The organism is Mesorhizobium captivum, assembly GCF_033977165.1.
Taxonomy (GTDB): Bacteria; Pseudomonadota; Alphaproteobacteria; order Rhizobiales; family Rhizobiaceae; genus Mesorhizobium; species Mesorhizobium captivum.
Genome location: NZ_JAVIJB010000013.1, coordinates 113482 through 136266, shown reverse-complemented (window position 1 = coordinate 136266; position 22785 = coordinate 113482). Strand labels below are relative to the sequence as shown.

21 protein-coding genes are annotated in these 22785 nt (G+C 63.4%); 9 read left to right on the top strand and 12 right to left on the bottom strand.

The features are described from left to right. Positions 1-12: 12 nt before the first annotated feature. The 5 genes from RFM40_RS13925 to RFM40_RS13905 all read right to left on the bottom strand — a co-directional run bounded on the left by RFM40_RS13925 (position 13) and on the right by RFM40_RS13905 (position 5267). Complete coding sequence (locus tag RFM40_RS13925; RefSeq protein WP_320277688.1) at positions 13-1344, bottom strand: UDP-glucose dehydrogenase family protein; 1332 nt, start codon at positions 1342-1344, stop codon at positions 13-15. Positions 1345-1513: 169 nt separating this feature from the next. Beyond that, positions 1514-2380 (bottom strand): endo-1,3-1,4-beta-glycanase ExoK, encoded by an 867-nt coding sequence (exoK, locus tag RFM40_RS13920; protein ID WP_430691668.1) that lies wholly within the window; start codon positions 2378-2380, stop codon positions 1514-1516. A gap of 134 nt (positions 2381-2514) precedes the next feature. Beyond that, positions 2515-2907 (bottom strand): single stranded DNA-binding domain-containing protein, encoded by a 393-nt coding sequence (locus RFM40_RS13915; RefSeq protein WP_320226158.1) that lies wholly within the window; start codon positions 2905-2907, stop codon positions 2515-2517. Between the two features lie 127 nt (positions 2908-3034). Next, positions 3035-4051 (bottom strand): glycosyltransferase family 2 protein, encoded by a 1017-nt coding sequence (locus tag RFM40_RS13910; RefSeq protein ID WP_320226157.1) that lies wholly within the window; start codon positions 4049-4051, stop codon positions 3035-3037. A 61-nt stretch (positions 4052-4112) separates the two neighbouring features. Further along, entirely contained in the window at positions 4113-5267 is a 1155-nt protein-coding gene (locus tag RFM40_RS13905; protein ID WP_320277687.1) for a nucleotidyltransferase family protein, read from the bottom strand. Between the two features lie 498 nt (positions 5268-5765). Here RFM40_RS13905 and RFM40_RS13900 point away from each other — a divergent pair, with 498 nt between their 5' ends. The 6 genes from RFM40_RS13900 to RFM40_RS13875 all read left to right on the top strand — a co-directional run bounded on the left by RFM40_RS13900 (position 5766) and on the right by RFM40_RS13875 (position 11658). After that, on the top strand, positions 5766-5918 hold the full coding sequence (locus RFM40_RS13900) for a lasso peptide (protein ID WP_128088895.1): 153 nt from the start codon (positions 5766-5768) through the stop codon (positions 5916-5918). 158 nt (positions 5919-6076) lie between these two features. Beyond that, entirely contained in the window at positions 6077-6376 is a 300-nt protein-coding gene (locus RFM40_RS13895; RefSeq protein ID WP_320226155.1) for a PqqD family protein, read from the top strand. 100 nt (positions 6377-6476) lie between these two features. Beyond that, positions 6477-6839: a lasso peptide biosynthesis B2 protein gene (locus tag RFM40_RS13890; RefSeq protein WP_320226154.1), complete on the top strand. Its 363-nt coding sequence runs from the start codon at positions 6477-6479 to the stop codon at positions 6837-6839. Between the two features lie 3 nt (positions 6840-6842). Continuing rightward, complete coding sequence (locus RFM40_RS13885; RefSeq protein WP_320277686.1) at positions 6843-8762, top strand: lasso peptide isopeptide bond-forming cyclase; 1920 nt, start codon at positions 6843-6845, stop codon at positions 8760-8762. A 101-nt stretch (positions 8763-8863) separates the two neighbouring features. Further along, a complete protein-coding gene (locus tag RFM40_RS13880; RefSeq protein ID WP_320226152.1) occupies positions 8864-9736 on the top strand; it encodes a serine kinase in 873 nt (290 codons plus the stop codon). An 8-nt stretch (positions 9737-9744) separates the two neighbouring features. Further along, on the top strand, positions 9745-11658 hold the full coding sequence (locus RFM40_RS13875; RefSeq protein ID WP_320226151.1) for an ABC transporter ATP-binding protein: 1914 nt from the start codon (positions 9745-9747) through the stop codon (positions 11656-11658). Here RFM40_RS13875 and RFM40_RS13870 read toward each other — a convergent pair. After that, positions 11629-11895, bottom strand: a complete 267-nt coding sequence (locus tag RFM40_RS13870; protein ID WP_320226204.1) for an exopolysaccharide production repressor protein — start codon at positions 11893-11895, stop codon at positions 11629-11631. The two genes, RFM40_RS13875 and RFM40_RS13870, sit on opposite strands and share 30 nt — an antisense overlap. Before the next feature lie 607 nt (positions 11896-12502). Here RFM40_RS13870 and RFM40_RS13865 point away from each other — a divergent pair. From RFM40_RS13865 to RFM40_RS13855, 3 genes are all read left to right on the top strand, one after another. Beyond that, positions 12503-13180 (top strand): sugar transferase, encoded by a 678-nt coding sequence (locus tag RFM40_RS13865; RefSeq protein ID WP_320226150.1) that lies wholly within the window; start codon positions 12503-12505, stop codon positions 13178-13180. A gap of 172 nt (positions 13181-13352) precedes the next feature. After that, entirely contained in the window at positions 13353-14543 is a 1191-nt protein-coding gene (locus RFM40_RS13860; protein WP_320277685.1) for a polysaccharide biosynthesis/export family protein, read from the top strand. A 118-nt stretch (positions 14544-14661) separates the two neighbouring features. Next, positions 14662-15753, top strand: coding sequence for an acyltransferase family protein (locus RFM40_RS13855; RefSeq protein WP_320277684.1), 1092 nt, complete (start codon positions 14662-14664; stop codon positions 15751-15753). A 276-nt stretch (positions 15754-16029) separates the two neighbouring features. On the opposite strand, the gene RFM40_RS13850 is transcribed toward RFM40_RS13855, so the two are convergent. The 6 genes from RFM40_RS13850 to RFM40_RS13825 form a co-directional block, all read right to left on the bottom strand. Next, a complete protein-coding gene (locus RFM40_RS13850; protein ID WP_320226147.1) occupies positions 16030-17313 on the bottom strand; it encodes an O-antigen ligase family protein in 1284 nt (427 codons plus the stop codon). A 277-nt stretch (positions 17314-17590) separates the two neighbouring features. Further along, positions 17591-18565, bottom strand: coding sequence for an ABC transporter ATP-binding protein (locus RFM40_RS13845; RefSeq protein ID WP_320226146.1), 975 nt, complete (start codon positions 18563-18565; stop codon positions 17591-17593). Continuing rightward, positions 18562-19581: an ABC transporter ATP-binding protein gene (locus RFM40_RS13840; protein ID WP_320271690.1), complete on the bottom strand. Its 1020-nt coding sequence runs from the start codon at positions 19579-19581 to the stop codon at positions 18562-18564. Before RFM40_RS13840 ends, RFM40_RS13845 begins: the two co-directional genes overlap by 4 nt. A gap of 7 nt (positions 19582-19588) precedes the next feature. Next, positions 19589-20785 carry an amidohydrolase family protein gene (locus tag RFM40_RS13835; RefSeq protein ID WP_320277683.1) on the bottom strand — a complete coding sequence of 399 codons (1197 nt, stop codon included), beginning with the start codon at positions 20783-20785 and terminating at the stop codon, positions 19589-19591. A gap of 13 nt (positions 20786-20798) precedes the next feature. Beyond that, on the bottom strand, positions 20799-21740 hold the full coding sequence (locus RFM40_RS13830; RefSeq protein WP_320277699.1) for an ABC transporter permease: 942 nt from the start codon (positions 21738-21740) through the stop codon (positions 20799-20801). 4 nt (positions 21741-21744) lie between these two features. Beyond that, positions 21745-22734, bottom strand: coding sequence for an ABC transporter permease (locus RFM40_RS13825; RefSeq protein ID WP_320226143.1), 990 nt, complete (start codon positions 22732-22734; stop codon positions 21745-21747). Between the last annotated feature and the right edge of the window lie 51 nt (positions 22735-22785).

Below are 22785 nucleotides of genomic sequence, written 5' to 3'. Positions count from 1 at the left end.
GCCGCGGACACGTCATGCCGCCATCCTGCCGATCGAGTGGTATTCGATGCCGTAGCGCGCGATGACCTTCGGGTCGTAAAGGTTGCGGCCGTCGAAGATGACCGGCGTGGTCAGCGCGTCCTTGAGCGCGTCGAAGGAGGGAGCCCTAAAGTTCTTCCATTCCGTGCAGATCAAAAGCGCGTCGGCGCCGCGCAAGGCGGCTTCCTTGGTGCCGCACAAGAGAAGGTCCTCGCGCTGGCCATAAACGGCCTGGCACTCCTGCATGGCCTCGGGATCGTAGGCCTGCACCTTGGCGCCGGCCGCCCACAGCGCCTCCATCAGGGTGCGCGAAGGCGCCTCGCGCATGTCGTCGGTATTCGGCTTGAAGGCCAGCCCCCAGAGCGCAAACGTCTTGCCCTTGAGATTGCCATGGAAGTATCGGTCTACCTTCTCGAACAACACCGATTTCTGCGCGTTGTTGCGCTCCTCGACGGCGCGCAGCAGCTTGGCGTCGAACTTGACGCCCTCTGCGGTCTTGATCAGCGCGCGCACATCCTTGGGAAAGCAGGAGCCGCCATAGCCGAGGCCGGGATAGATGAAGTGGTAGCCGATGCGCGGATCGCTGCCGATGCCCTTGCGCACCTCCTCGATGTCGGCGCCCAATTGCTCGGCGAGATTGGCCATCTCGTTCATGAAGCTGATCTTGGTCGCCAGCATGCAATTGGCGGCATATTTGGTGAACTCGGCGCTGCGCACGTCCATCACGATCATCTTCTCGTGGTTGCGGTTGAACGGCGCGTAGAGCTCGCGCATCACCGCCTCGGTGTCCTCGCTGGACGTGCCGACGATGATGCGGTCCGGCCTCATGCAATCGGCCACCGCCGAGCCTTCCTTGAGGAACTCCGGGTTCGAGGCGACGTCGAATGCCAGGTCCTCGCGGCCGCGTGCCTTCAGCGTCTCGGCGATCCTTGCCTTGATCTTCTCGCAGGTGCCGACCGGCACGGTCGATTTGCCGACGACGATCTTGGGCGCGTCCATCTCGCGGCCGATGGCTTCGGCGACGGCGAGCACGTATTTCAGGTCGGCCGAGCCATCCTCGCCGGGCGGCGTGCCGACGGCGATCATCTGGATCTGACCGTGCTTGACAGCGGCGGCCGCGTCGGTGGTGAAGCGGATGCGGCCGGCGGCGTGGTTTTCCTTGACGAGGCTTTCCAGCCCGGGTTCGAAAATCGGGATGAGGCCTTGATTGAGCCGCTCCACCTTCGCTTCGTCGATGTCGACGCACACCACTTCGTGCCCGACCTCGGCGAGCACCGCGGCCTGGACGAGACCGACATAACCAATTCCAAACACCGTCAAATTCATTTGGTTCTATTCCTGTTTAAGGCCGGGCCGCAAAACGGCCCGGCCAGTTCAGATGTCCCCCAGGCCCTGCACGGAACCTAGATGTTGCGCATGATCTTATCCGAACCGAAGGTCGGTGCAGCAAAAACCGGTTCTTTTCGCCGCGCTGACCTTCGGCTCGGGATCATGCCTAGTTGCTGTTGGTCATGGTGCATGCCAGCGATTCCGGGAATTGGCACGGTTGACCCAAAGCGGTGAAGGCGATGCGCTTGACCTGCATGGTCACCTTGCGGCCAGGGTCCGCGAAGGCGCCCATCCAGTTGGTCAGCTTTTCGCTGCCCCACAGGCTAAAGAATATCTTCTGCGGATTGGTCGGCAATTCGTCCGGATTGGTCACCTCGTTGACCAGCTTGCCGTTGACATACCAGCGCAACCGGTCCTTCTCCCAGACGAAGCCATAGTCGTTGAAGCTCTTGTCGGCGCCGCCCTCGACATCGACCAGCTTGCCGTTCTTCGGCTTGCCCTGGATGTAGCTGTTGACCTGGACTTTCGACGGATCCTTGGTCAGCACCTCGAAATCGATCTCGTCCCAGGGCTTCTTGTCCTGCGGCCCGATATAGGTGAAGAAGGCGGCGTTGAGGCCGGAGCCGGTATCCGTCTTCATACGCGCCTCATAGACGCCGTAGCCGAAGCGCTGCTTGGTCTGGATCTCGGCGCAGGCGAACTCGCGGTCCTTCAATTTGCGCTTTTCGAAGCTCAGCGAAAGCACGCCGTCGGAAAGCCGGACAAGGTCCTTCGACCATGTGCAATTCTGATGATTGCCGTTGTTCCAACCATCGGAGACGTACCAGCGCGAACGATCGAAGCTCGAAAAATTGTCGACGAAGGACGGCGCGCTCTGCATGTCCTGGGCATGCGCCGGGGCTGCCACAAAAGCAGCTGCAACCGCAAACAGCGCGCCTGCCAGGCCAAGCCAAGGGCTCCCCGGCCTATTCGAGCGCACGCGCGGCCTGCCGCAAGCCGCCGCGGTTATCGTGTTATTCGACTCTGCGTTCATAACAAACTCACCTTGTGTTGTCCGCCCCAACCCAAAGTCATTCCCGGCCCGCCTCCGGCGAGCCGCTTCTGATCCTCTGCCCGTTGAACTCCTCTAATGTCTCTACTGATGACGGCGCCGCTTTCGCTGCGCCGTCAGCTTCTTGCCGCGGAGCCCGCATGTCCGACCTGAGAGCCGGATCGATCGTCACCATCGTCGACGATCGCGTCGAGCGAATGACGCAGTTCCTTCATCAAACCTCTCTGGCGGGCGAGCTCGGCGATGCGCCGCTCGTAGTTCAGGATCGCGCCGGTCATGGCGCTGACGTCCGACGACTTATCTGTCGACGCGGAGCCATTCTCCATTGCTTCGACCAGGAAGGCGGCGTTGGTGGCCGTCGACCGATAGCGGTTCTCCAGCCCGGCCTTTTCCGCCTCGATCTCGGCGCCGATCTGGTCGAAGAGCTTCGCCAGACGGTCGAAACGCTGGAGATCGGTCTGCCGGTCGCGGGCCGGGTCCCTGGATCTGAAGCCAAAAATCGAAGCCATCCGATCGGCCTTTTCGAAATTGCTGCACCGCAACATAGAGTGCCATTCTCAGCGTAAGTAGGCAACCTCGTAGTTTCGGAAAGCGGATTTTTTTGGGAACGGTCCCGATTCCAGCGCCTTTGCCCGATCATTCCTTTGCGGCACTTGTTGCCGACATCAGGAAGCGCATCGGCGGCACTTGCTGCTTTGCAGCAATGCCGGCGCGGCGGAACAGCGCGTCCAGCTTGTCGGCGGCCACGCCGCGAACGATCGGGATCAGATTGGACTGGCTGGCGAAGGCATAGGCGGCGGCCGACGCCAGCCCGCGCTCCGCCTTCACGTCGAGGAAATTACGCAGCCGGTATTTGTCGCGCACATGGCGCTCGTGGCGCCGCAATGCGGCCCTCGAGCCTTCCGGCAGGTTGCCTAGCGCAAGCAGCGCCAGATCGGCATCAGCAAGCCGCTTCAGATCCTGAGTTCTGTGGCGGCCGCTCAGCGAATCGGCGCGAACGATCGCGCCGTAGCCGCAGGATTTGATGATCTTGAAACGCGCCCCGCAGGCGACCGCGCGCGCATAGAGCTCGTAATCCTCGCCGAGCCGCAGGTTTTCGTCATAGCTCAGTCCGTGACGCTCGAGGAATGCCCGGCTGATCACCGGCTTGAGGAAGCCCAGTTCGCCGCGCAGCACGCGGCGGCGCGAAATGTTGCCTTCGATGAAACGCTCGAAATCGAGGAATTGCGGCTCGGGCGCAAAGAATGGCGCCGCGACCTTGGTGGGATCGGCCGCGGCGTCGTCCCTGATCAGCATGATGTTGTCGGCCGCGAAATCCCAGTCGGCGCTGGCAAACAGCCGGTGGAAGCGGCCCTCGAGGAAGAAATCGTCGGCGTCGAGGATGCTGATGAAGGGCGAAGTGGAGGCCTTGATCGCGGCGTTGCGGGCGGAAGACGGGCCGCGGTTGACGTCGAGGCGCATCACCTTGAGCCTGCCGCTGCCGTCATCGGCGGCGCGCGCAACATGTTGGGTGTCGTCGCTGGAGGCGTCGTCGACCACGACGACTTCCGCCACCTCCGCCTCGCGCAAAGCCGAAGCGATGGCGACCGGTATGGTCCGCGCCGCATTGCGGGCGGCGATGATGACGCAGACCCGGGGGGTCGTCACGGACATGGTTCACCTTTCGATTGCATGATTGACAGCCCGCCGATGATGTTGAATGCCGAACCGGTCTTCATCCGTTGCCTCGCGGCGCGAAGGCGGCCGGCCGCTCGAAGATGCGCCGGCTGAGATCGGCGGAGGCCGCCCAGCCGGCCTCGGCCAGATAGCGCACCGGCTCGCGGCCGCAAAGTTCCCACAGCACCGCTCGCCGCTGCGGCCAGTGCAACGACGACAGCCAGGGCGCGATCACCATGTGGAAGAGATCGGCGTTTTCGATGCGCGCCAGGATGCGGGTGGCGCGATCCGAAAGCAGCGTGGCGGCGCCGCCAAGCAGGACATCGGCCGCGCGCAGACCAAGCAGCAGCGTATCCGCCAGGCCCTGCTCGGCGGCGTGGTCGAGCACCTTCTGCTGCTCGGCTTCGCTCAGCCGGTTGGCCGCGGCTCTGACGTCGCAGACATAGCCGGCGCAGGGCTCGCGGTTGAAGAAGGCCTTGGCCACGCTGATGCAGGACAAGAGCAACATGTCGGACGCCGAAATCAGCGGCATGGCGGTTCCGGCAACCTCGACCTCGCGCTTGCGGCGCAGGAAGCCGTCGATGTCGCGCGGGCTCGGCGAACCCGGTTGCTGCAGCCGATGGTGGAGATCAACCGTGACAGCCCGAACCCCGTCGCCGCGCACCATATGCTGCTCGCCGAGGAAGCGCACCCACCAGACCGAGCGCGACTTGCCTGCCACCTCGTAGCCGACCGAACGCAGGGCCTCGCGAGCGGCGGCAAAGCCCGCCGGCGGAACCAGTATGTCGACATCGCCGGACGGCTTCATGAAATGATCGCCATAAAGCACATGCTGCTGGAGCGGACCTTTCAGGAAGACGAAGTCGATCTGCCTGCCCCGCAGCACCTGATGGATGGCGAGCGAATCGCCGATGCAGGCGGCGTTCATCGACATGGTGCGCCGTCGATAGCCATCGAGCCATGAGGGCAATCCGGGTGGCGCGACGCCGGTCGACCCGCGCGCCAGAGCCTTGAGCACGAAGACCGCGACCTTGTTCAACCTGGCAATGTCGGCGACGTTGGCCACGGAGATTGCCGGAGCCGGCGTGCCGCCAAGGTCGGCGGCCCCTGCGGCCGGACTGAAGAACAGCCGCAGACAGGCCTGCACATAGGCGACTTCGTCGGCGCAGCCGGCCGCACGCAGCCTGTCATAGGAAGCATCCTGCACGGCCATGCCCGATGTCGTTCTCCGCAAAAACCGCCCGCGGCTGTTATACTGCAGCTGCGAAGAAAAGCATCGCCAAAATCGCCGCGGCCGTCTAGTCACTCGCTGCGCTCGGCCCCTTCCTGCAACCACAGCGTTCAAATGAGAGGCGCAACGATCACTTTTGAAGACAGGCCCCGGCTGTGCCGACGTGCAGCAATAAGCCGCATTCTTTGCAGCAATTTCTTCCCGGCTATAAAATAGGCATTCGCGAGCGAACAATTATCGCAATAAAATCATAGACTTATTTATGCGGCAAATATCCGTCGCTGAATTCTCGCGCGGGGCGCGCCCGATTACGGGATGCCTACGGTTTGTTCACTGCAGAATATGTCCGCAACCTAGAATTGATTGACACCCGGTAAATCAGGCTTGACTCATAAATGTTGCCATGCAGCAATTGCAACGCAGCATAGCAATATGCTGGCGGCATTCTGAAGCCGCTTCCAGTCTTAATCGGAGAGTAGAATGGAACAGAATGTTGAAAAGCAGGAATACGAGACCCCCAGCCTGACGGTTCATGGTTCGATCGAAACGATCACGCAGGGTGCCTCAGGCACGACGGCTCTTGACGCGGCATTTCCCGCGCATACGCCGGTCGGCGATCTCACCTTCTCCTGAAGGTTAAGGCGTCCGGCATGTCGTAGTTGGGGCTCCGGACGCCTCTTTAGCTAGATGGGCCGGGGGACCAGTTCCCCGACTTACTGGCCGGGCGATCGCAGGCAACCGATCCCGGTCCAGGTCGGAAGACGCGTAGCGTTCAACAATGAGGTTTTAGGATGCACTGGAACCCATCGGACCATGACCGCGTGGTCGCGACCGGCGATGCGGTGGCTTGCGAATTCGGCAACGGACTGGCGCTGCTCCATCTCAAATCCAACATCTACTACAGCCTGAACGGCGTCGGCGCCTACATCTGGGAGCTGATCCAGGAGCCACGATCGATCCTCGACATAAGAAGCGCGGTGCTGACGCGCTACGACGTCGAAACGGAGCGCTGCAAGGCCGATGTCGAGGGCTTGCTCAGCGGGCTGATCGAAGCCGGGCTTGCGAGGCTCCACCATGAGGAACTGGCGTAACTATTTGTTTTTGCGCAATTCCGGACGGAAAACCGTTACACACTTTTCCTGGAATTGCTCCAGGCTCCTCTCGCTGAGCGGCGCGGAGGTGCTGTTTCTCATGCGCTGCCTGGCAGTGGTCAGTGCCGTGCGGCTGGGACTGACCATCTTGTCCTACAACCATGTGCGTGGCCTGGTGACGCGGCTGGAGGCGAGAGATGACGCCGATATCGCCGAACTGCGGCGCATCGCATGGGGCGTCGCCGCTGCCGCACGGTTTGTACCCGGCGCCAGCTGCCTCACCCAAGCGCTGTCCGGCCACTATCTGCTTGCTCGCCAGGGCAGCGCCTCGAAAATCCGCATCGGCGTGAGGCGCGACACCGGCGCGGAGCTCAAGGCGCATGCCTGGCTGGTCAGCGGCAACCACATCGTGCTCGGCGGCTCGATCCACGGCTTCACCCATCTCGTCGATCACGGGCAATAGGCCATGAGCGGGGTCGCCGGAATTCTGCTGAGGCAAGACGGCAGGCCCGCCGCGGCAGCCGACATCCAGCAGATGCTGGCGCGCATGCGCCACCGGGGCCGCGACGGCAGCTCATGGTGGACGGACAGAAGCGTGGCGCTTGGCCATGCCTGGCTCGACACGACGGGCGAGGACGGTCCCGGCCCGCTGACCATGGCCGGCGGCAAGCTCGCCGTCACGGCGGATTGCCGGCTGGACAACCGCGACGAGCTTTTGGCGCGGCTCGGCATACGCGATCCGACGGCCGCCGACGCGAAGCTTTTGATGCGCGCCTATCTCAAATGGGGCGAGGCCTGCCCGACCTATCTGCAAGGCGATTTCGCCTTCGCGATCTGGGATGCCGAGCGCCGCGCATTGTTTTGCGCCCGCGACCATTTCGGCATCAAGCCGTTCTACTACCACGCGGGCGCCAGGCGCTTCGCGTTTGCCTCGGAGATCGGCCCGCTGCTGGCCCTGGAGGGTGTCAACACACGCATCAGCGAGCATCAGATTTCCGGATTCCTTGCCGGGCTGCCCGACGATCCACAGTCGACCCACTATGCCGAGATCTTCCGTTTGCCGGCCCGCCATACCCTGACGGTCACGGACAACCAGGTGACGCTTCGTCAGTACTGGCACATCGAGCCTTCGCCAGAGCCACTGCGCTCGGACGCGGCCGAAGAATTCAGGCATCTCTTCTACCGGTCGGTGCAAAACCGGATGCGCGGCACCCCTGCTATTGGCGCAATGCTGAGCGGCGGCCTCGATTCATCCTCGATCGCCTGCCTGGCAGGCCTGCAAGCCGCGGCGGCGCGGAAACCGAAGCTCAAGACCTTCTCGCTGGTCTTCGAGAAGGGCTCACCGATGGACGAGAAGCCGTTCATCGATGCAGTGATGGGTCACCACCGGCTCGACGGCACGATGATTTCCATCGGCAACTACGCGCCTTTCGCCGAGTTCGAACGCATCCTGGAGGAACAGGAAGGGACTTTCCTGGCGCCTGGCCTGTCGCTGACCCGCAGCATCTACCGGACCGCGGAGACCAAAGGGGTGAAGGTGCTGCTCGACGGCCATGGCGGCGACGAAGTCGTTTCGCACGGGCATGGGCTGCTGCATGAGCTCGCCAAGGCGGGTCGATGGCTGGCGCTATGGCGCGAGCTGCACAGCGCCGCCAACACCTATGGTGAGGGCATGCTGTCGCTGTATTTCAGGTTCCTGAGCATCTACGGGCCGGCCTGGCGGATCGCCAGGATGAGGGCGATGGCCAAACGCTTTCTCGGCAAGCTGCGGCACAGACCATTCCAAGCGCCGCGCTCGGCCTGGGCGGGACTGGTCAATCCGGAGCTAGCCAGGCGCACCGACCTCGCCGAACGTTTCCACCGCGCCGGCTACATGCCGGCCAACGTCAGTGCCAGCGAAGCGCTGACGCACCGCTGGCTTCTGTCCACCGGGCTGGTGCCGCACGCTTTCGAAGTTCTTGACAAGGCCGCCGCCAATTTCGGCATCGAGCCCCGCTACCCGTTCTGGGACAAGCCGCTCGTTGAGTTCTGCCTGGCGCTGCCTGGCGAGGAAAAGCTCAAGGACGGCTTCGGCCGTCTTGTGCTGCGCCGAGCCATGCACGGCATTCTGCCGCCCGTAGTGCAGTGGCGGCGCGACAAGATCGATTTTACCGCAAACCTCGTCAAAGGCATGATCGTCAATCATCGCGATCTCCTGGACAGGCTGCTGGTGTCGGACAGCGACTTGATCGCCCCCTATGTCAATCTGCCCGAGGTGAACGCCGCCTATGGCCGCATGCTTCGGGAGCCCGAGCAGGCGACGCTGCCCGATGTCCAACATATCTGGCGTTCGGCCTCGCTGTCGCTGTGGCTGCGGCAGGTCCAGCAGGGTGGAGACCCTGCGTGAACCCTCGGGCCGTTTCTCTTCCCACAAGACCCGAAGCGGCCGCTCCGAATGGACGCGTCCGTCGCTTCTACAAGGCGTACGGTCTGACGATTGGGTCCGAAGTGGCTCTACCGGAACTGGAACCGACTGCGCCGGCAACGCCGGACATCGAGATTGCTGTCGGGCCGATCGATTTTCCGGAGGCCGCATTGCCGAACGCCACGGCCTTCCGTTTCGAGCAAAGCCATCAATATCTTTCGTGGCAGGCGATCGGGACATTCAGGATCAGCGGTGCCGGCCGAATCGATGTCGATGCAGCGCCTGGGATCGACGATCCGCTGCTTGCCTTCCCGCTTCTCGGGCCCGTGCTGGCGCTTGCCCTGCATCAGCGCCGTCTGCTCATCCTGCACGCCAGCGCGGTCGCGGTGGGTGACCAAAGCGTGATCTTCATGGGCGACAAAGGCGCCGGCAAGTCGACCACGGCGGGCGCGATGATCCGCGCCGGTCACCTTCTGCTTACCGATGATGTCGTGGCGCTGGATCTGTCCCACCCGTCACGGCCGATGATTCTGCCCGGTTTTCCGCAGCTCAAGCTTGCAGCGGACGCTGCCGACGCCATCCGCATAGGCCAAGCGGAGGTGCGGCCGCAGGTGCATCCGCAGATCGAGAAGGCGCAGCATCGTCTGCATGACGGATTTACCGCCAAAGCCGTGAAGGCCTCCCGGATCTATGTGCTGGAGCGCGGCGAGCGGGCGGCGATTACGCCGCTGCCGGGCGCCGGCGCCCTGCCGGCGATCATCAAGTTCTCCTACGTCACCCGGTTTGGCCGACAGGCGCTGGTCGGCGATTTCGCGTCCACGCATCTCAGTCAATGCGCGCAGCTTGCCGCTCGGATCGGCGTCTGCCGGCTTGAAGTGCCGGCAGGGCTGGAGCGGATCGATGAAGCCGTCGACCTGATCGAGCGCGATCTGGCGGCCGGCGCGCAAACAAGGTGATGAGAGGCATGGCCCGGTCCTCAAAACTTCGCCTGTCGCTTTTGCGGGATGTCGCCGGCTTCGGCGGCGTGATGGCGCATATCGGCGGGCGGCGCACGGCGACGGCGGTGGCCTTCCTGATCCTGGGAAGCCTGACCGAGGGGCTCTCGATCCTGCTGTTGATCCCGCTCTTGCACCTGATCGGCAATGCCGATCAGGATTTCGCTGTGCGGATGCCGAACGCACTACGCTGGGTGGCGCCCGGCGGCACGCTGTCGCTGGCGACGGTGCTCGCCCTGCTCGTCGCCCTGGTGGCGCTGCAGGCGATGTTCAACCGCTTCAAGTCGCTCTACATGGCGCGGCTGCTCTATGACTTCGTCAACCGCGTGCGCATGAACCTGTTCGAGAGCATCGGCAAGGCGCGCTGGGGCGTCTTTACGCGCATGCGCAGCTCCGACCTCGACCATGCGCTGACCGGCGACATCGACAGGGTGCAGGCGGCCGCCTTCTCGCTGCTGATGCTCGCCCAGACGGCGCTGCTGCTTGCCGGCTATCTCGTGGTTTCGCTGTTCATCTCACCGGTGATGACATCCTTCGCCATCCTCATCGGCGTACTCTTGTTCGTCGCGCTGCAGCCCTTCCGTGCGCGCGCCACCGCCTATGGCCGCGTGCTGACCGGCAGCCGCCAGGACCAGTACCGCACGGTTTCGGAATTCCTCAGCGGCATCAAGGTGGCCAAGAGCATGAACGTCGAGGCGGGCTATTTCACGCAGCTCCGCGCGACGCTCGAGAAGATGAAGGCGGACAACATCGCTTATGTCCGCAACAGCACCATCGGTACCGCGCTGTTCCAGGTGACGAGCGTCATCGGGCTCAGCTTATTCATCTATATCGCGCTCGTGCGCTTTCACCTGTCGCTCGCCGAGATCGTCGTGCTGCTCTTGGTCTTCATGCGGGTCGCGCCGCGCTTCATGGATATGCAAGTGCAGGCGCAGCAAATGCTGATCAACCTGCCGGCATATACCGCCATGCAGGCCCTCAAGGCGCGCTTCGACGCCGAGCGCGAGACGCTGCCGGGCGATGCCGGACATGGCGCCAGGCTGTCGCTCGACACCGGCCTCAACGTCCGCGACGTCTTGTTTGCCTATGGCGACGGCGACGGAAAACCGGTGGTCGAAGGCATCACCTTCGGCCTTCCCGCCGGCAAGGTGACGGCGCTGATCGGTCCGTCCGGCTCGGGAAAGAGCACGATCGCCGACATGCTGCTTGGACTGCTCGAGCCGACCGAGGGCACGATCCTTGCCGATGGCGTCGAGATCACTGCCAAGAACCGCAGGGCCTGGCGCGACCAGGTGGCCTATGTGCCGCAGGACGTGTTCCTGCTGCACGACACGATCGCCGCCAATCTGCGCCTGGCTGCGCCGCAGGCTAGCGACGAGGAGCTTTGGGCTGCGCTGCGCAAGGCGCATGCGGCCGATTTCGTCGAGCGGCTCGACCGGAGGCTGGAGACGGTAGTGGGCGACCGCGGCGTCCGGCTCTCGGGCGGCGAACGCCAGCGCATCGCGCTGGCGCGGGCGCTGTTGCGCAAACCCTTGCTGCTCATCCTCGACGAGGCGACAAGCGCGCTCGACTGGCAAAATCAGTCGCTGATCGCCCAATCGATCGAAGACCTGCGCGGCCAGATGACGATCCTCACCATCGCGCACCGACCGTCGATGATCGCTTTCGCCGACTGGGTCGTGGCCATCGAGAGCGGGCGCATCGTCGAGGTCGGGCAATATCAAAGGCTGAAGGCAAAGTCCGGCAGCCGGCTGGCCAGAATGCTCTCCGGCGAGCGAGCCGAACGGGAAACCGCAACGCCGGCCGACAAGGTATTGGCCGACAATGCGCCGCTCCCGGCGCCGGGTGAACGATCAGCGGAGGCTGCCGCGCCTGGCGCTTAGCTTTTCGCCCTCGGCCACCTTGATGCCGCGGTCGGCCTCTCGGCTCTTGTCGGCGGGCACTGGCCCGCTCCTGGCAATCATGGCGTAGATCAGAAGGAAATAACCCACCTGAATGACCACGGCGCAAATGACGGCACGCATGATGATGGTGCCAAGCGATGCGCCGTCGAAGTAAGACCAGCCGACCACGATCGCGAGCGCGAATATCATCCCGACGATGAATTTTGGTAAAGACATGCTCGTCGGCCCGTCAACCGACACAAGCATGCAAAAGCTGTGACTTACCCACCCGCGTGACTCCCCGTTGCGCCAAAGAGCTATTTCTGGCTGCCCAACTCGGCCGGTTGCTTCCGGCCTTTCTGACCCATCCAAACTATGACAGAAACAGTTTGCGACTCTATTAAGGCGAGACCTTTGCAGCAAGGGCACGCGCAAGTGATTTCCAACGGTTTTGCGAGATCGACTCTGCCATGCTGCGGCGCACATTCCGGCACCGCCACCTATTCACCATAGCCAAATCCCTGATAATAGAACTCAAAACATTAAATAGTATTTTACGCGAATAACTTACCAGAACGAGTGATTCGGCGGCTTCGCAACCGTCGTTCGTCTGCAGCAAAGAACGGACTGCCCAGAAACCGCCCAAAACCCGCACTACATTTCCCGAAATTTCTCTCACCTTGTCATAAACATGCCACAAAGGCCAAAATTTGGGCACGGCAGGTTTATTATTTAGTCAATTCATGACGCGAACATTTCACGCTGATGGGAAATTGTGTGTTGCGCTGCAACATTTTTTTGGTATCGTGCCGTAAACCATCCGTTCAACGTATGGAGCTTTTGCATGAGGGACGTCGCCAAGTCGGCCAATGCGGGTTTTTCGCAGGCCGGCATTGATTTTCCACCCCCCATCGGCGGTCTGCTCAAACGCAGTTTCGATATCGTCGGTTCGCTCGCCGGTCTGATTCTGCTCAGCCCGCTCTTCCTGATGGTCGCGCTGCTGGTCAAGCTTTCCGACCGCGGCCCGATCTTCTATGGCCACAAGCGGATCGGTCGCGGTGGACGGATCTTCGCCTGCCTCAAATTCCGCACAATGGTCCAGGATGGCGAGAAGGTGCTCGCGGCGCATCTGGCCGCCAATCCGGACGCCAATGCCGAATGGCTGGCGACGCGCAAGCTGAAGAACGATCCGCGTGTGACGCGGGTCGGCCAGGTACTGCGGAAGCTCAGCCTCGACGAGCTGCCGCAGATCATCAACATCCTGCAGGGCGACATGAGCCTGGTCGGACCGCGCCCGGTCGTGCGCGACGAGCTCGAGATCTACGGCAGCGCCGCCGTCTACTATCTGAAGTCGCGCCCCGGCCTTACCGGGCTGTGGCAGGTGAGCGGACGCAACGACGTGTCCTACGACACGCGCGTCGCCTTCGATCGCCACTATGTCGAGAACTGGTCGATGGTCGAGGACATTCGCATCATCGTCAAGACCGTGCCAGCCGTGTGGATGTCGCGCGGCAGCTATTGACCGACGGGCCTCCCCGCCGAACTCGGGGCAGGCATCCGGCAGTGATCTCATCGGGCGGATGGGGCCAAAGCGGATCGGAAACGTTCATTTGAAAAAACACCCCTTCGGACTGTCTTTCGCCTGCAGTCTTCTTTCCAGGGCGCCCGGTCGATTCACGGCCGCGGCGCTTGCGATGTCTCTGCTTACGCCGCAGATGGCGGCGGCCGAGGATTATCGGCTCGGCCCGCAGGACAAGCTCAACATCCGCGTCGCCGAATGGCAGACCGTCGACGGCACGTTCCGCGACTGGTCGGCGATCAACGGCGACTACTCGGTCGGCCCCGCCGGGACGCTTTCGGTGCCTTTCGTGGGCGAGATGCAGGCGGCCGGCAAGACGACGTCGGAGGTCGCTACCGCGATCGGGCTTGCGCTGCAGCGCAAGCTGGCCCTGCCCGACAAGCCTGAAGCCTCGGTCGAAATGGCCCAGTTCCGGCCGTTCTACATTTCGGGCGAAGTGCAGAACCCCGGCCAGTTTCCCTATGTGCCCGACCTGACCGTGCTGAAGGCGCTGAGCATCGCCGGCGGCATCCGGCGCAGCGCCGATTACGGCCCTCAGCTCGGCAAGGACCTGGTCACCGCCAAGGGCAGTTTCGATATTTATGACGACCAGCGGCTGCGGCTGATCATCAAGCGCGCCCGCATCGATGCGGACCTCGCCGGCAAGGCGAGCTTCAACGTGCCGAAGGAGGTCGAGGGCGATCCGAGAGTGCAGGCGATCGTCGCCGACGAAATGCAGATTCTGACGGCCGACCAGAAGGCGCTGAAGCTGAAGCTCGACGCGCTCGACGACCTGAAAGGGGTTCTGCAGGGCGAAATCGAATCGCTGGAGAAGAAGATCGCCAACCAACAGCAGCAGGTGGACCTGGCGCAGCAGCAGCTCACCAGCATCGGTCCGCTGGCGCAGAAGGGCCTGGTCGCCAATGCGCGGCTGCTCGATTCGAAACAGTCGGTGGCCGACCTGCAGGGCAAGATCCTGGACTATGAAACGGCGGTCCTCACCGCCAAGCAGTCGATCAGCAAGGCCGAGCAGGACGCCATCGATGCCCGCAACACGCTCAACTCCAACCTGGCCGCCAGCCGGCAGCAGGCCGAGGCGGACCTCAACGAGGCGACGCTGAGGACAGCCATGCAGAAGGGCCTGATCGCACAGGCGTCGGATCCCGCGACGATGGCTTCCATGACCGGCAGCGAGGAACCGACCCTGCTTTATTCGCTGCTGCGCGTTGCCGACGGCAAGACCAGCGAGATCGACGCCAAGGAAGACACGCCGGTGCTGCCGGGCGACGTGATCAAGGTCAAGCTGGCGCCGACGGCCAGCCAATAGCGCCACGAGCTCGGGCCTCGCCTCAGCGCGGCCCGGCACGGAGGCGGGAGGAACAAGCCGGGCTCGTTCGCGCCAAGGCGCGGGCGAGCGATCTGTCTGTACCGCTTGAAGGCATAGAATGCAGCCCGCCGCTCCGCGTCACGTCTACCTCAACCTCGACGCCATCCGCGGCGTGGCGGCGATCAGCGTGATGCTCTACCACTTCTCGCCGTTCCTGGCCGACGGCAAGGTGCTGCCGTCGAGCTATCTCGCGGTCGACCTGTTCTTCCTGCTCAGCGGCTTCGTCATCGCCCATGCCTATGACCGCAAGATCGAGAACGGCATGGGCTTCGGCACGTTCCTGGCCATCCGCCTGATACGCCTCTATCCGCTCTATCTCGCCGGCACGCTGCTCGGCTTCTTCTACCTGCTGGTCAAGAACAGGCTGATTCCGGCGGAATACATGCCCTTGTCGGAGATCGGCACGCAGCTCACCACAGGCATGCTCTTCATTCCGCTGGTCGGCGAGGCCTACCACACGATCTTTCCGCTCAATCCCGCCTCGTGGTCGCTGTTCTTCGAGCTGATCGTCAACATCGCCTATGTCGCCGTTTTCTTCCTACTGTCGAGACGCGTGCTGACGGGACTGATCGCCGTCAGCCTCGTGCTGCTGATCGTCGCCTCGGCATTCGCCGGCACACTCGATTTCGGCATGACCGGCAAGACCATCATCAGCGGGCTGCCGCGCGTGTCGTTCTCCTTCTTCCTGGGGGTGCTCTTGTGCCGGTCGATGGCGCGTTACCAGGACAGCCTCGGTTTCCTGCGGCGCGGCTGGCGGGTCGAGGCCGCGATTCTGCTGACGCTGATCGTCTTTGCGATTGCACCGGCGGGCGGCGCGCGCGTCGCCTATGATCTCGCCTCTGTCGCCATCGTCTTCCCGGTCATGGTGGTGACCGGCGCCGTGGCGCCGACCGCTCCGCAGCTGGCGGGTTTCTATGGTTGGCTGGGGCGTATCTCCTACCCGATCTACATAATCCACACGCCGATGCTGATGATCATCGCCGGAGCCGGCAAGGCGGTATCGGTCGACCCGTTCGCGCACCATCCCTGGTTCGGCCTCTTGATGGCTGCGGCGGTTATCGCCATCGCCCACATCGCCACCCGCATCTATGACGAGCCGCTGCGCCGCTTCCTGCAGCGGCAAATGCAGCGCGCGCGGGCGGTGGCCTAAGGTCTTTCGATATTCAGGTGATGCCGGCCTGCGAACGGCGACTTCCTCCGCTTTCGGCCTTCGCCGGCCGAAGCGCTGACGAGTGGCGTGGCAGTTAATTAAGGCTACGGCCGGCGTAGGCCGGTGCTCACGTACTTCAAGTACGCTCCGCTCCGGTTCTCGGAAGCCACCTTTCTCGGCTCGGCCTGACCTGAATCTCAACAGACCTTACAAGCGGTTCAGCTTTTCCGAACGGAAGACTGCCCCACACTTTTCCTTGGAATTTGTTGCAGCCGGTCAGACCGGGGCCGGCATGTGGCCGGCGGCCGGCTTTTCATCCTGGACCGGGATGACGACCCGCCGTCGCCGGGCAACCGGCATCGGGCTCAGCTTGAACAGGCCGAAATAGACGATGAAGGAGGCCATGAAGTAGGGGCCGAGGATCTCGACCTCGAAGAAGGAGCGGATCAGCATCAGCCCGACGGCGCCGGCGAGCACCACCGAATCGGCGTTCCATGCGCCGAACACCACCTTCGATATATGGCCGTAGAAGGCGCGCAAGATGACCAGCGCCAGCATGGTGACACCGACGAAGCCGATCTCGACCAGGGTCTCGATATAGGTGTTGTGGAAGTGGAAGCCGGTGCGGGTGGTGATGTAGAACTCCGCCCACAACCGTTCCGGATCGGCGAAGCCTTGCACCCAGTAGGCGGCATAGCCGTAGCCGAGCAGTGGGTGCAACTGCGCTGCCTCCCAGCCCTGCTGCCAGAGATAGGTGCGGCCGGTCAACGTCGAATCCTTGCCGAAGATGCCGAGCACGACGTCCAGCAGGCCAAGGTTCAGCGCGGCCACGACGCCGCCCACCAGCGCGCCGCCGCCGACCACGAACAGCACGCGGCGGTAGCGCCGCGACAGCACCCTGCTCATGGTGAGCAAGACGACGATGCCGAGCACCGCCGGCAGCGAGGCGACGGACGTCGCCGAATGGCAGATCGCCAGCATGTATGCCGACATCAGGATGATCGGCGCGGTCCAGAAGAAGCTCAGCCAGTTGCGCCGGTAAAACATCAGGAAGACGAAGGACAAAAAGATTCCCAGCGACGAAAAGAAACCGACCAGGTTCTTGGAGGTGAAAGCGCCGACGAAATTGAAGGTGCCGTCGATGATGTCGAGCGCGTAAGCGTTGACTTTCAGTGAGTAGAGCAGGACGAAAAAGATGCCGATCAACGAACCCAGCACCAGCGTCCGGACGCTGATGGTGCGGGCCGCGATATAGGCGCAGACGATGTGCGAGGAATATTGCACGGCGGCCCGCGCGCTGATGCCGGCCGCCTGCGACCAGAAGACCGACAGGCAGACATAGGCCGCGAAGAGTATCGGCAGCCAGGCGCTCGACAGATTCCACGTGAAGCGCCGGTAGTCGACGAAGAGCAGCGGCAGCCAGACCGCGTAGTAGCCAAGGATCATGACCTGGCCGAAATTGCTGGAATAGGCGAAGGCAAGCACGGACACCGCCACGGCAAAGGCGCCGTAGGCCTTGTTTGCCTCCGGATCGATCAGAATGGATTTCGGAATCTTCATACCGGATTTTTCGTCCGTTCAGCCTTGGAGCGGTTCACTGTTGGTAGCCGGCGCAAGCCATTGTTCGGCCCAGCAGTCCCATTGTGCACTGCAGCATAACCTATCGCCCTATCGCCGGTGGCTCAACCGGAAATGTTGTCACGGGCAGAAGGGACGGCCATCGGAGGCTTGTCGCATGGCGAAAAGGCCGGAATGGGGCGGGAGTCCGGCCATCGCTCAAAGACAGGGACGGTCAATTCCAGACGGAAAACCGCTGCGCACTTTGCCTGGAATTGCGCTAGGCCGACGTGTTGTGGCAGCGCACCAGGGCGCCGCCGATCGGGCGAACCTCGGGCGCCTGCGTCCGGCACAGGCTGGTGACGAGCGGACAGCGGGGATTGTAGCTGCAGCCGGGCGGCGGGTTGATCGGGCTCGGCAGGTCGATCGCCGCCGAGACGCGGTCGCGCTTCGGCTGGTCGAGATTGGGCACCGTGTCGAGGAGGAAGCGCGTATAGGGATGTTTCGGCCTGTCGAACACTTCGTCGACCGCACCCTCTTCCACGATGCGTCCCAGGTACATCACCGCGACACGATCCGAGACGTGGCGCACCGCGGCCAGATTGTGGCTGATGAACAGGTAGGTAAGGCCGAGATCGCGCTGCAGATCCTTGAGCAGGTTGAGTATCTGTGCCTGCACGGAAACGTCGAGCGCAGAAGTCGGCTCGTCGCAGACGAGAAATTCCGGCTCGGCCGCCAATGCGCGGGCGATCGAGATACGCTGGCGCTGGCCACCGGAAAACGCATGCGGAAACCGGCTCGCATCGCGTCCTGACAGGCCGACCGTTTCCAGCAGCTCGCGCACGCGGCGGTCGGTCTCGATGCCGGGTTCCCGCAACCTCATCTGGCGGATCGGTTCGGCGATGATCGCACCCACACGCCAGCGAGGGTTGAGGCTGGCGAAGGGATCCTGGAAGATCATCTGGGTGCGGACCTTGCCGTCGCTCCCGTTGCCCGCGGCGAAGGACAGCGAACCATGTGTCGGCCGGTAGAGCCCGACCACCAGCCGGGCCAGGGTCGATTTTCCGCAGCCGGACTCCCCGACGATCGACAGTGTGGAACCGCGCCTGATCGAAAAGGAGAGGCCGTCGACGGCTTTGAGCCTGACCACGGGTTTGCGCAGGACTGCGCGCTCGAACCAGGGCGGCGGGATGTCGAACCAGCAGGCGACGTTGTCGACGTCGAGCGCGGCTTGATCCACGGCTAGATCTGTCATGCGGCCTCCACGGTCTTGGCGCTGGGCGCCTTCCAGCATGCCGCCAGGCCGCGTCCGATGGCGGCCAGCGTCGGCTGAGCGCTGCGGCAGCGCGCGTCGGCCAAGGCGCAGCGCGGACTGAAGGCGCAACCTTCAGGCATGGCATTCAGGCGCGGCATGGCGCCGTCGATCTGCGAGAGTCTGTCCCGGTGCCCGGCAATGCTCGGTATCGATCCGATCAGCCCTTGCGTGTAGGGGTGTTTCGGCCGCCGGATGATGTCCTCGACCGGACCAACCTCGACGATGCGACCGGCATACATCACCGCCACGCGATCGGCCGTCTCGGCGATCACGCCCATGTCATGCGTGACGAGCATGACCGCCGTTCCGCGATCCCGGCATATGCGCTTCACAAGCGCGGTGATCTGGGCCTGGATGGACACGTCGAGCGCGGTGGTCGGCTCGTCCGCTATGACCAGATCGGGCTCGCCGGCAAGGGCCAGCGCGATCACCACGCGCTGCCGCATTCCGCCCGAGAACTGATGCGGATATTGCTGGACGCGCAGTTCCGGAGAAGGAATGCCGACCTCGGCCAGAAGGTCGACGGCGCGCCTGGCCGCCTGAGCCGACGAGAGCGGAAGATGACGGCGGATCGTCTCGACGAGCTGATCACCGATCGTGAGCAGCGGATTGAGCGAGGTAAGAGGATCCTGGAAGATCGCACCGATCACCTTTCCGCGCAGCGCCGCCATCGCTCTCCTGGACAGCGTGTCGATACGCTTCTGTCCGACAAGGATCTGGCCGCCGGCGACACGGCCGGGCGGCTCGAGCAGGCCGATGACCGCAGCGCCGGTCAGGGACTTTCCGGCGCCGGATTCACCGACGATGCCGAGTATCTCGCCGCGCGCTATCGTCAGGGAAATGCCCCGGATGGCGGTCAGAACGCCGCGGCGTGTCGGGAACTCGACGACGAGGTCGCGGATATCCAGGACAGGTTCGGCCTGCGTGACGTGATCCGGTGCGGGCTTGGGCGCCATGGGTCCGCTACTCCGTCGTGAACAGCGGAGCGCCGTCGCGGGCCACGACCCTGCCGCGTTTCATCACCAGCGGCCGCGGGCGCCGCGACACCACGGCCTCCGTGAGCGTTTCTCCGTCGATCAGCACGAGGTCGGCCACGTCGCCTACTTTGACGCCATAGCCTTCCAGGCCGAGCACCGTCGCGCCGCCGGTGGTGACCACCTCGACCGCTCGAAGAATGTCGTCGTCGCGATCGAGGTCGTTGCGCATGCCGAGGAACACGGCACGCTCGAGCATGTCGGCGTTGCCATACGGTCCCCAGCAGTCTCTGATGCCGTCCGAACCGGAGCAGACCCTCACCCCGGCGTCGAGCGTGCGGATCAGGGGCGGGCAGGCGTAGTCGGCCGGGCCGGTAGTCATGATGGCGATGCCGGTCTCGGCAAGCTGCTCCAGCAGCCTGCCTATCGCCAGATAGTCGTTGTGGCCAAGGCAGAAGGCGTGGCTGATGGTCACCTTGCCGCCCATCGCATGAGCCCGCGTCCGCTCGATGATGAGCCGCGTGGTGAAGATGCCGAGCTCGCCAGGTTCGTGCACGTGGATGTCGATCGGCTTGCCATGCTTCTCCGCCAGCGCGAAGACCACGTCGAGGTGGCCCTTCGGATCGAGATCCATCGAGGACGGGTCGAGGCCGCCGACGACGTCGGCGCCAAGGCTCAGCGCTTCGTCCATCAGCTCCTTGGTGCCTTCACGGATCAGCATTCCCGACTGCGGAAAGGCGACGATCTCGATGTCCACCACGTCGGCGTATTTCTCGCGTGTCGCCATGACGCCGTGGACGCCGGCAAGGCCATGCTCGGTATCGACGTCGACATGGCTGCGGATGTGGGTGGTGCCATGACCCACCGAAAGCGCCACCTGTCTTGCCGATTGCCGTGCCGGATCGAGGCCGATGCGTTTCTTGGAATTGCGCTCGTTGGTGATCTTGGCGACCAGGTTGGAGGGCACGCTGTTGCGGTTCCAGGGCATTCCGTAAAGGGTCTTGTCGAGATGCGTATGGGCTTCGACAAGCCCGGGAAGCAGGATCGCGCCGCGACCGTCGACGGATTGAGCTTCCATCGTAGCGGCAGCGGGGCCTACTGCTGCGATGCGGCCTTCGCGGATGAGGACATCGGTGGCGGATTCTCCCCAGGGGCGAACGTTCTTAAGGATGACGGTCTGGTCCATGATCGGTTCCTGATCAGTGAAGTTTGGGATTGAGCGCGTCGCGCAGCCAGTCACCCAGCAGATTGACTGCGAGGATGATCAAGCTGAGCTGCAGCGCGGGAAACAGCACGACCCACCAGCTTCCCGAGAAGAAGTACTGGTTGCCGATGCGGATCAGCGTGCCGAGCGAAGGCTGGGTGGCGGGCATGCCGACGCCGAGGAAGGACAGCGTGGCCTCTGCCAGGATGGCGAGGCCGAGGTTGAGGGTCGCGGTCACCAGGACCGGCGTCATGACGTTCGGCAGGATATGCGACAGCATGATGCGCGCCGAAGAGACCCGGAGCACGCGCGCGGCAAGCACATATTCCTTCCTCGCCTCGACCATCGCCGAGGCCCGCACCAAGCGCGCATATTGCACCCATGACGTGATGGAGATCGATATGATCAGGATGACCGGCGTGAACGCGTCGCGAAGCGACATCGGCAGCAGATGGCGGAAGATCGCGCTGACCAGGATCGCCACCAAAAGGGTCGGGATCGACAGCACGAGGTCGCCGACGCGCATGAGAAAATTGTCGACCCAGCGGCCGATATAGCCGGCGATCAGGCCGACCGTAATGCCGATCGTGGCGGCCATGATGACGCCGGCAAAGCCGATCATCAGCGAGATGCGCGACCCGTAGAGGATTGCCGAGAAGATGTCGCGGCCCTGCACGTCGGTGCCGAGCAGGTAGGGCGCTTCCCCGCCGGCCGTCCAGATCGGCGGCAGCTCGGCCTTGTCGAGGTAGAGCTGCGTCAAATCGTAGGGGTTTTGCGGCGAGAGCAACGGTGCGAGCGCCGCGGAGATGGCGATCGCGACCAGCACCAGCGCCGAGATCAGGGCAACCGGCGAATGCAGGAAATCGTAGACGAGATCGCTGTCCAGGAATGTCCTCAATCTGGACAATCGCGGGGTGTTCGCCTTGTCGGCCGCCAGTTTCTCAGTGAGCACGCGCACCTCCAGCCATGCCGTGCAGCAGGCGCGGATCGACCAGCACGTAAATCAGATCGACGATCGTGTTCAGCGTGACGAAGATGAACGACACGATCATGAGGTAGGCCGCCATGACCGGGATATCGATGAAGGTCACGGCCTGCACGAAGAGCAGGCCCATGCCCGGCCACTGGAAAACGGTCTCGGTGACCAGAGCGAAGGCGATGAGGTCGCCGATCATCATGCCGGTCATGGTCACGACGGGCATGAGACAGTTCTTCAGCGCGTGATGGAAGTTGACGGCGCGATCGGAAAGGCCGCGTGCCCGGGCGAACTTGATGTAGTCGGTACGGAGCACTTCCAGCATCTCGGCGGTGACGAGGCGGGTGATGAAAGAGATCTGGAACAGCGCCAGCGAGATCGCCGGCATGATCAGCGCGATCCTTCCGGAAGGCGTCAGCAAGCCCGTGGACCACCGGCCGATGTGGACGACATCACCGCGCCCGAATGCGGGAAGCCAGTTCAACTCGACTGAAAAAATGAGGATAAGCACGATGCCGACGACGAAGGCCGGGACGGAAACCCCGACCATGGAGATCAGCCGCGTTGCCCTGGCGGCGAGGCTTCGCGGATTGATCGCGGCCAGGACGCCAAGCGGTATCCCGATGCCCAGAGCCAGAACCGTCGCGACCATGACGAGTTCGAAGGTCGCCGGGAAACGCTCCGCGATGAGCATTATGACGTCCTGCTGATTGCGGTAGGAGACGCCGAAGTCGCCCTGCAGGGCACGCAGGAGGAATGAAAAGAACTGCATGATCACCGGCTGGTCCAGGCCGAGCCGCACCCTGAGCGCCTCCCGCTCCGCCGCGCTCGCCTGCTCGTTCAGCATGAGCTGGACCGGATCGCCGAGAAACTGGAAGATGACGAAGGCGACGAACGCCACCACCAGCATGACAAGGGCTGCGTTGCCCAGACGCCTGATGACGATTGCGAGCATGTTCACATGTCTCCCGGATTAAGCCCGAAGGTTCCGGGGAACGCCCCGGAA